8 protein-coding genes and 1 pseudogene are annotated in these 7,845 nt (G+C 69.6%); 6 read left to right on the forward strand and 3 right to left on the reverse strand.

The genetic code is table 11. The features are described 5' to 3' along the window. The 6 genes and pseudogenes from ACFWPJ_RS18515 to ACFWPJ_RS18540 all read left to right on the forward strand — a co-directional run. A pseudogene (locus tag ACFWPJ_RS18515) lies at positions 1 to 510 on the forward strand (nicotinate phosphoribosyltransferase); the annotation flags it as partial. A 70-nt stretch (positions 511 to 580) separates the two neighbouring features. Beyond that, a complete protein-coding gene (locus ACFWPJ_RS18520) occupies positions 581 to 1,147 on the forward strand; it encodes an isochorismatase family protein (protein ID WP_378852890.1) in 567 nt (188 codons plus the stop codon). Positions 1,148 to 1,353: 206 nt separating this feature from the next. Further along, positions 1,354 to 1,890, forward strand: a complete 537-nt coding sequence (locus ACFWPJ_RS18525) for a hypothetical protein (protein ID WP_378852892.1) — start codon at positions 1,354 to 1,356, stop codon at positions 1,888 to 1,890. 55 nt (positions 1,891 to 1,945) lie between these two features. Continuing rightward, the gene (locus tag ACFWPJ_RS18530; RefSeq protein WP_378852894.1) at positions 1,946 to 3,991 is read left to right on the forward strand and encodes an ATP-dependent DNA helicase; all 2,046 of its coding nucleotides are present in this window, start codon (positions 1,946 to 1,948) and stop codon (positions 3,989 to 3,991) included. Positions 3,992 to 4,083: 92 nt separating this feature from the next. Continuing rightward, positions 4,084 to 4,788 carry a methyltransferase domain-containing protein gene (locus ACFWPJ_RS18535; RefSeq protein WP_378852896.1) on the forward strand — a complete coding sequence of 235 codons (705 nt, stop codon included), beginning with the start codon at positions 4,084 to 4,086 and terminating at the stop codon, positions 4,786 to 4,788. Positions 4,789 to 5,007: 219 nt separating this feature from the next. Next, a complete protein-coding gene (locus ACFWPJ_RS18540; RefSeq protein ID WP_378852898.1) occupies positions 5,008 to 6,270 on the forward strand; it encodes a glycosyltransferase 87 family protein in 1,263 nt (420 codons plus the stop codon). A 23-nt stretch (positions 6,271 to 6,293) separates the two neighbouring features. On the opposite strand, the gene ACFWPJ_RS18545 is transcribed toward ACFWPJ_RS18540, so the two are convergent. The 3 genes from ACFWPJ_RS18545 to ACFWPJ_RS18555 are packed head-to-tail and all read right to left on the reverse strand — an operon-like array spanning position 6,294 to position 7,715. Further along, positions 6,294 to 6,674, reverse strand: coding sequence for a HicB family toxin-antitoxin system (locus ACFWPJ_RS18545; protein WP_378852900.1), 381 nt, complete (start codon positions 6,672 to 6,674; stop codon positions 6,294 to 6,296). Continuing rightward, positions 6,671 to 6,853 carry a hypothetical protein gene (locus ACFWPJ_RS18550; RefSeq protein WP_378852902.1) on the reverse strand — a complete coding sequence of 61 codons (183 nt, stop codon included), beginning with the start codon at positions 6,851 to 6,853 and terminating at the stop codon, positions 6,671 to 6,673. Before ACFWPJ_RS18550 ends, ACFWPJ_RS18545 begins: the two co-directional genes overlap by 4 nt. A 49-nt stretch (positions 6,854 to 6,902) precedes the next feature. Next, on the reverse strand, positions 6,903 to 7,715 hold the full coding sequence (locus tag ACFWPJ_RS18555) for a hypothetical protein (protein WP_378852904.1): 813 nt from the start codon (positions 7,713 to 7,715) through the stop codon (positions 6,903 to 6,905). Positions 7,716 to 7,845 lie beyond the last annotated feature (130 nt).

Below are 7,845 nucleotides of genomic sequence, written 5' to 3' on the forward strand. Positions count from 1 at the left end.
CACCGCGACACCGCCACCCGAAGCGTTCTCTCGTCATCGTTGGAGACTTATTCGAGCGCGGCCGTGCGCGCCCAACCGGTCGACTTGTACGGAGTCGCCAGCGCTGTTTACAGCGGATCCCGCGCCCCGACCGCGGGCATGGTCTACAAGCTGGTCGAGGTCGACGGCATTCCGGTCGCCAAGCGCAGCAGCCACAAGCAGTCGCGCGGCGGCACCAAAAAGGCCGTGCGGCTGGCCCGCGCGACCGGCACGATCGTCGAGGAGATCGTGTACCCGGCCGCCGGAGAGGCACCGGCCACCAACGGTTTCCAGGTGCGCGAGCTGCAGGTGCCGCTGGTCCGCAAGGGCGCGGCGGTCGACGGGGTGGCGACGCTGGCGCAGAGCCGGGAGCTGGTCGCGCGCGGGCTGGTCAGCCTGCCGTGGGAGGGGCTCAAGCTCTCGGCGGGCGAGCCCGCGGTGCCGACCACGTTCCTGGGCGAGCCCGCGGTGCCGACCACGTTCCTGGGCTGACCGGGTGGCCGACCCGGCGCGGGCGGCGGAGAATGGTCCGGCAGAGCCCTGCGGAGAAGGTGAGGACGGCATGGCACGTGGCCTGGTGATCGTGGACGTGCAGAACGACTTCTGTGAGGGCGGTTCCCTCGCCGTCACCGGTGGTGCCGCGGTGGCGGCGGCGATCAGCGCGTTCCTGGCGCGCAACCACTACGACGCCGTGGTCGCGACCAGGGATTATCACGTCGATCCCGGTCCGCACTTCTCCGCCGAGCCCGACTACGTCGACACCTGGCCGCCGCACTGCCGGGTCGATACCCCGGGCGCCGACTTCCACCCCGCGCTCGACACCGGCCCGATCGAGGAGGTCTTCTCCAAGGGCGAGTATTCCGCGGCGTATTCCGGCTTCGAAGGCGCGTCGGCCGACGGCACCACCCTGGCCGACTGGCTGCGCGCCCGGTCCATCGACACCGTCGACGTCGTCGGCATCGCCACCGACCACTGCGTCCGCGCCACCGCCCTCGATGCCAGGTCCGAGGGCTTCGACACCCGCATCCTGCTGGATCTCACCGCCGGTGTCGCCCCCGAGACCGTCGCCTCCGCCCTGACCAAACTGCGCGCGGCGGGCGTCGACCTGGTCGGCGGGCTTCCCGCCTGACCCAACCCGCGCGGGACTCGACCCACCTGGCGAACTGCCCGCCCGGCCACCCCGCGACCGACGTCGACCCGGCAGTCAAGCTGCCGCCTGACCACCCGCGGTGGGCGTCGACCCGGTCGGCGAGCTGCTCGCCTGAGCCGCAGGGGGTCAACCCGGCCCGGCGAACTGCCCGCGGCAGGTGCGCGCGTCGCCGCTAGCCTGCACGCATGGACTACCGATTCCCGGCGCAGGCACGCGACCGCCTCACCACGGCGCTGGCCGATCTCGACTCCATCCACGACGCCGCCGACATCGTCTTCTGGTCCAACCCCGTCACCGATGAACTGCAGCGCCGCGGCATCGGCGCCTTCGCCGAACTCCCGCCCGCCTTCGCCCACCTGCTGGCCCTGTCGAGCCTGCACACCAGCGTCCTGGACGCTGGCTTCAGCAGCTACCTGCGAACCCGCCGCAGCGAACTCCCCTGGGCCACACGCGGTTTGCGCGCCGCAGGCATGCCGCAACTGGCCGCGGCCGCGGTACTGGCCGCCCGCGACGCCTCCGCCAGCTCCGCCGACGACGACCTCGACCGCTTCTTCGACGACGAGCACCAGACCATCGCCAACCCCGGCCAGATCCGCCGCCCCGACGGCGCCCGCGCCGACGACCCCGACGAGATCTACGACATCAACGAGCCCGCCGACTTCGAGCAGCGCGTCCTCGACTACATCCGCGCCAACATCGACGACTTCGTCCGCGAGTCCTGAGCGGGCTCGCCGTCGGCCGGGCGGACTTGTCTGAGGGGGCGGATAAGCTGCCTGCGTGCCCGAAATTCCTCCCGTCGCCGACCTGCTCGCCACCGCCGTGCATGCCCTGGGAGGCACGGAACGCACCGGTCAGACCACCATGGCCACCGCCGTCGACCACGCGATCGACACCAAAGAGCATCTGGCGGTCCAAGCCGGGACGGGCACCGGTAAATCGCTGGCCTATCTCGTACCGAGCCTGCGGCACGCGGTGCGGACGGGGCGCACCGTGGTCGTCTCCACCGCGACGATCGCGCTGCAGCGTCAGCTCGTCGACCGCGATCTGCCGCGACTGGCCGACGCGCTCGCCAAACCGCTGGGCCGGGTACCGCAGTTCGCGATCCTCAAGGGCCGCAACAACTATCTGTGCCTGAACAAGATCAACAGCGTGATCCCGGAGGACACCGGCGGCGAGGCCGAACTGTTCGACGCGTTCGCCATCTCCAAGCTCGGCCGCGAGGTCCAGCGCCTCAACGAATGGGCCTCCGACACCGAGACCGGCGACCGCGACGAGATCGCCCCCGGCGTCAGCGACCGGGCCTGGCGCCAGGTCAGCGTGTCCTCGCGCGAATGCCTCGGCAAGACCCGCTGCCAGTTCGGCCAGGACTGTTTCGCCGAGAAGGCGCGCGCGGAATCGGCGCAGTCCGACGTGGTCGTCACCAATCACGCGCTGCTCGCCATCGACGCGATCAGCGGCATCCAGGTGCTGCCCGAACACGATGTCGTGGTGATCGACGAGGCGCACGAGCTGGTCGACCGGGTCACCGGGGTGGCGACCGCCGAACTCGCCGCGACCGCGATCAGCGCCGCCGCCCGCCGCTGCACCAAGCTGATCGACGACCGCGAGGTCGACCGGCTCGAAGGCGCCGCCGAGGCGTTCCACGAGGCACTCGAAGACATGCCCGCGGGCCGCTGGGACCAGCTCCCCGACGGCATCGCCCCCGTGCTCGCGCTGGTCCGCGACGCCGCCTGGAACGCGCGCACCGCCATCGCGCCGCAGGGCCGCGTCAAGGCCACCGACGATCCCGACAACGCCGCCGCCCGCACGATGGCGGTGGCCGCGATCGACGACGTGCACGACGCGGCCGTGCGCGCGCTCACCGCGTTCGAGGAGGCCGATCCAGCCGCGCGCCGCGACGTCATCTGGTTGTCGGCCGACGAGATCCGCGGCGTCGCGCGCCGCACATTGCGGATGGCGCCGCTGTCGGTGGGTGGCTTGTTGCGCAGCAGGCTGTTCGGCACCGCGACCGTGGTACTCACCTCGGCGACGCTGCAGATCGGCGGCTCGTTCGACGGGCTGGCGATCACCTGGGGTCTGCCGTCACAGCAGGGCGGCAAGGTCGACCCGGCCATGGCCAACGGCGCGACGGCTCCGGCCGACCTCGAATCGGTGCGCTGGAGTTCTCTCGACGTCGGCTCCCCGTTCGACCACGCCAAGTCCGGCATCCTCTATGTCGCCAAGCATCTGCCCGCGCCGGGTCGCGACGGCCTCTCGCCCGCCTATCTCGACGAGATCGAGCAGCTCATCACCTCCGCGGGCGGGCGCACGCTCGGCCTGTTCTCCTCGATGCGCGCCGCCAAGGCCGCGACCGAGGCGCTGCGCGAACGACTCGACACGCCGGTGCTGTGCCAGGGCGAGGATTCGATGGGCGCGCTGGTCCGCAAGTTCGCCGACGATCCGGCGACCTCGCTGTTCGGCACCCTCACGCTGTGGCAGGGCGTCGACGTGCCCGGCCCGTCGCTGAGTCTGGTGATCCTCGACCGCATCCCGTTCCCCCGCCCCGACGATCCGCTGCTCACCGCACGCCAGCGCGCGGTGGAATCGCGCGGCGGCAACGGCTTCATGACGGTGGCGGCCAACCATGCCGCGCTGCTGCTGGCCCAGGGCACCGGTCGGCTGCTGCGCAGCGTCGACGATCGCGGCGTTGTCGCGATCCTCGATTCACGCCTGGCCACCGCCCGCTACGGCAGCTACCTGCGCGCATCGCTGCCGCCGTACTGGGAGACCACCGATCCCGAGGTGGTCGCCAAGGCGCTGCGCAGACTCACCGCGTCGGCCTGAGCTGAGGAACCTTTATACCGAGTCTTGCAATCGGAATGACCACACCAGTGAATTCACCACCGGGCGAACGCAAGTCGTGAGAACGTGGGGTGATGAAGCACCACGCCGATGGCGAGGTACTCGGTGAATTTCTGGTCAGCGCAAGATCTTTGGCCGAGTACCGCGCGATGTTTCACCTGTCCGACGACGATCTCACCGGTCGCCGAATTCTCGATTGTCCCGGCGGCGCAGCGAGTTTCACCGCCGAGGCCAGCACGCTGGGCGCCGCGGTCACCGCGGTGGATCCGATCTACGCGCGCTCGACCACGGAACTATCCGTCGACGCGGTCACCGAGAACGACCGCGCCGTGGCCTGGGCCGCCGCCAACGCGCACCGCTACCGCTGGGATTGGTACGGCTCCCCCGCGGGCCACGCCGCGATCCGGCGCGGTGCGGCCCGCCGCTTCGCCGACGACGTGCGCGCCGAACCGCACCGCTACGTCGCGGCGAGCCTGCCCGAACTCCCCTTCCCCGACGAATCCTTCGACCTCGCCCTCAGTTCGCACCTGCTGTTCAGCTACGCCGACCGCCTCGACGCCGACTTCCATCTCTCCGCCCTGCTCGAACTGTCCCGCGTCACCGTCGGCGAGGCCAGGCTCTACCCGCTGCTCGACTACGCCGGCGCCCCACTGGACGACCTGATCGACCACCTCAGAACCGAACTACACGACAAGGGCATCCCCACCGCCCTGCGCAAGACCCGCTACGAATTCCATCACGGCGCCGACACCATGCTGGTCCTGCAACCGGCCGCATGACCCGGCGGTACCGAGATCGGTTCGGCGCCATGGCTCATAGGGATCTCCTACCGACGGCGGCCCGGAGCGCAGCGGCGTGACCGACGGGCGGTAGGTTCTTAGGCGTGCATACGATGCGAGCCGGCCGGTAGCACGGCCGTGGTGGAGAAATCTCGACGCGCAGCACTCCCGCGCACAGTCTCGACGCTCCTCCTGTTACTCGTTACCGCCGTCTTGGGCGTGACACTGCTGTTCACCACCATGGACCCGTGGATGAACAATGGCGGCATTCTCGTCGGTGGCCTCGATGTCCACATCTACCGCGACGGCGGCTGGCGGGTGCTGCACGATCGGGCGCTCTACATCGAGCCGACGCACTACGGGCTCCTCTATACCTACACACCGTTCTCGGCGCTGGCCTTCCTGCCACTTGTGCTGGTGCCCTGGGGAGCCGTCACCACAACCTGGCTGGTGCTCAATCTCGCCGTGCTGTTCGGCTGTGTGCTGCAGAGCTGGCGGATGCTCGGCTACCGGGTGACGCCGCGCCTTGCCGTCGTCAGCGCGCTGATCACGCTGGCCTGCGTCTTCGCCGAGCCCGTCCGCACCACCCTCTACTACGGGCAGATCAACCTGTGGCTCATGCTGCTCGTGCTGTGGGATTTCTCCCGCGCCGAGCACAGCAAGCTGCGCGGCCTCGGCGTCGGCATCGCCGCGGGCATCAAGCTGACGCCGCTCTACTTCGTCGCCCAGTATCTGGCGCGGCGGCAGTGGCGCGCCGCGGCCACCGCCGCGCTCACCTTCGTCGCGTCGATCGGCCTGACCGCCCTTGTCCTGCCCCGCGATTCCTATCAGTACTGGACCTCGACGTTCTTCCAGTCCGGCCGCATCGCCCCCGACGTCCATGCCGCCAACCAGTCCTTGCGCGGCGCCATCGCCCATCTCACCCACGGCCCGGCCCCGGTCTGGCTGTGGCTGCTCGTCGCGATCCCGATCGCCCTCCTCGCGCTGTGGCTCGCGGCCGCACTCGCGCGCCGCGGCGAACCGCTGCTGTCGGTCACCCTCGGCGGCCTCACCGCCTGCGCCGTCTCCCCCTACTCCTGGGGCCACCACTGGGTCTGGTTCGTCCCCCTGATGGTCTACCTGATCCACCGCGCCCAAACCCGAGGCCGCTGGTGGCTCACCGCGGGCGCCCTCTACATCGCCATCGCCGCCTGGACCTACACCTACACCCCCACCTGGGTCAGCGTCGGCACCTTCCTCCTGCCCCCGTGGTGGCCAGGCGCCCAGATCATGATGAACATCTACGTGGTCATCTACCTGCTCGTGCTCATCGGCATAGTCCGCCTGCTCCGCTCCGCCCCACCACAGCCCGACCCGATAGCACCGATCATCATCAATCCCCCTGCCGCCGAACAGGATTCACCCACCGCACCGGTCGTACACCTGCCCCGGATCACCGACGGCGCACATCCCGACGACAACCGCCCTGCGACCGTCGACTGAGCCCCGTGGACAGCAGGCGATCGCTATGACGCCTTGCGATTGACGAGCTGGGCCGCCCGCTGATGCGAAACACCCAGCGCAAGTCCGATCTCGCGCTGCGACAGCCCTGCCTCGGCAAGAGTCTGCGCCGCGGCCGCTGCTGCAGCAGCGGCTGCCGCCTTCAGTTCATCGATCTGACCGAGAATCCGCTTGGACCGCTCCCACTTCTCCCGTGCGGCTTCAGGCAGGTTCACCTGGACTGTCAGATCGAAAGAATCGATCGGTACTTCTTGCATGACCCCGATGAGATCGCGGGCCATAGGCTCGACCTCCTGCAAGGTGCGAGCCTGAGTCCACTGATCGATTTCGAGGATGTGGACGAGCCAATACCGCTCGCCCCGCTCGACGCGGGCAGTGTAGGTCACTTCCGCCACCATCCTTTCCCGAGCACTTCCTCGCACTGCTTGTAGATCGTAACGGCGAGGCGGTCGTCGATCTCGGCATGGCGCCCGATGGGAATCTGTTTCCCGCCGAGCTTGAAGACGGAGTGGTTACCGCCTTCACGGGCGAGCTCCCAGGTGACATCACCGGCGGGGCAGATCACTGCGACAAGGCGATCCGGGATCTCGGCTGACCTTGCCCGCCTGGCCTCCCTACCCGCAGGCCCAATCGAAAACGCCTGACTCCAAATCGAGTTGGGCGTTGCCGCCGCCGAAGTTCATGCCCGCGACTTCCTCGATCTCCAGGTAGTACGGGGTCAGGCCTTCGGGGAGGGCTTGGACGGGGAAGGCGGTGCCGCCGAGGTGGGAGCGGCCGAAGAGGGGCTCGGCCCAGGGGTTCCAGCCGGAGTCTTCGGTGAGGGGGTCCTGGTAGCGGGTGTTCGGTTCGTATTCGACCGGGGGAATGCCGATATTGGGGTCGGCGGTGCGTTCGGCGAGCCAGACGCCGACGGTGGGGTGCATGTCGTCCCAGGCGTTGCGGCCCTCGTCGCTCGCGACGGGGGAACCGGGCGAGCGCACGTCGGCGGGCGGGGCGACGGGGCCGCCCGCGAATTCGGCTTCGGTCAACCAGATCAGGGCGAACACGCCGCCGATCTCGTCGTGCAGCAGCTGTAGCTGGGCGTGCAGGCGGGTGGCGACCAGGTCGCGGGCGACCGGGTCGTCGGAGTCCGCGTCGGCCTGGACGGGGTTGGTCGCGTCGGCGAACTGGCCCTCACCCTGGAAGAAGGCGATCGCGGGGAAGCCGGGGCCGCGGCGCTGGAAGTCGGCGGGCAGGCTCAGGGTGAGCGCGTGCATCATCGGCAGTCCGGTGACCGGTCCGCGCGGCCAGGTCGCCGGGTCGATCGCGGGACCTTCGCTGCCGATCCAGCCGGCGCGGACCGGCGCGTCGAGAGTCAGCGGTTCACCGCCGGGCGTCTCGGCCAGCTTGTCCGCCGAATCTCCGAAACCCAGGTCGTAGGCCTTCATCGCAACTCTCCTCTTCGATACGCGGACGATGCGCGGCACCGCGTCGACAGGCGCCGCCGACGAGGGTAATCGCCCGCAGCGACAGGTGCGGGTACCGCGTGGAACCGCGGGCATACGGCCGATGACGAAA

Origin of the sequence: Nocardia sp. NPDC058497 (genome assembly GCF_042720195.1) — a bacterium.
GTDB lineage: Bacteria > Actinomycetota > Actinomycetes > Mycobacteriales > Mycobacteriaceae > Nocardia.

Excerpts from the sequence above, each read along its gene's own strand:
- ACFWPJ_RS18535 (WP_378852896.1), top strand. The coding sequence starts at position 4,084 with ATGAAGCACCACGCCGATGGCGAGGTACTCGGTGAATTTCTGGTCAGC.
- ACFWPJ_RS18555 (WP_378852904.1), bottom strand. The coding sequence starts at position 7,715 with ATGAAGGCCTACGACCTGGGTTTCGGAGATTCGGCGGACAAGCTGGCC.
- ACFWPJ_RS18525 (WP_378852892.1), top strand. The coding sequence starts at position 1,354 with ATGGACTACCGATTCCCGGCGCAGGCACGCGACCGCCTCACCACGGCG.
- ACFWPJ_RS18520 (WP_378852890.1), top strand. The coding sequence starts at position 581 with ATGGCACGTGGCCTGGTGATCGTGGACGTGCAGAACGACTTCTGTGAG.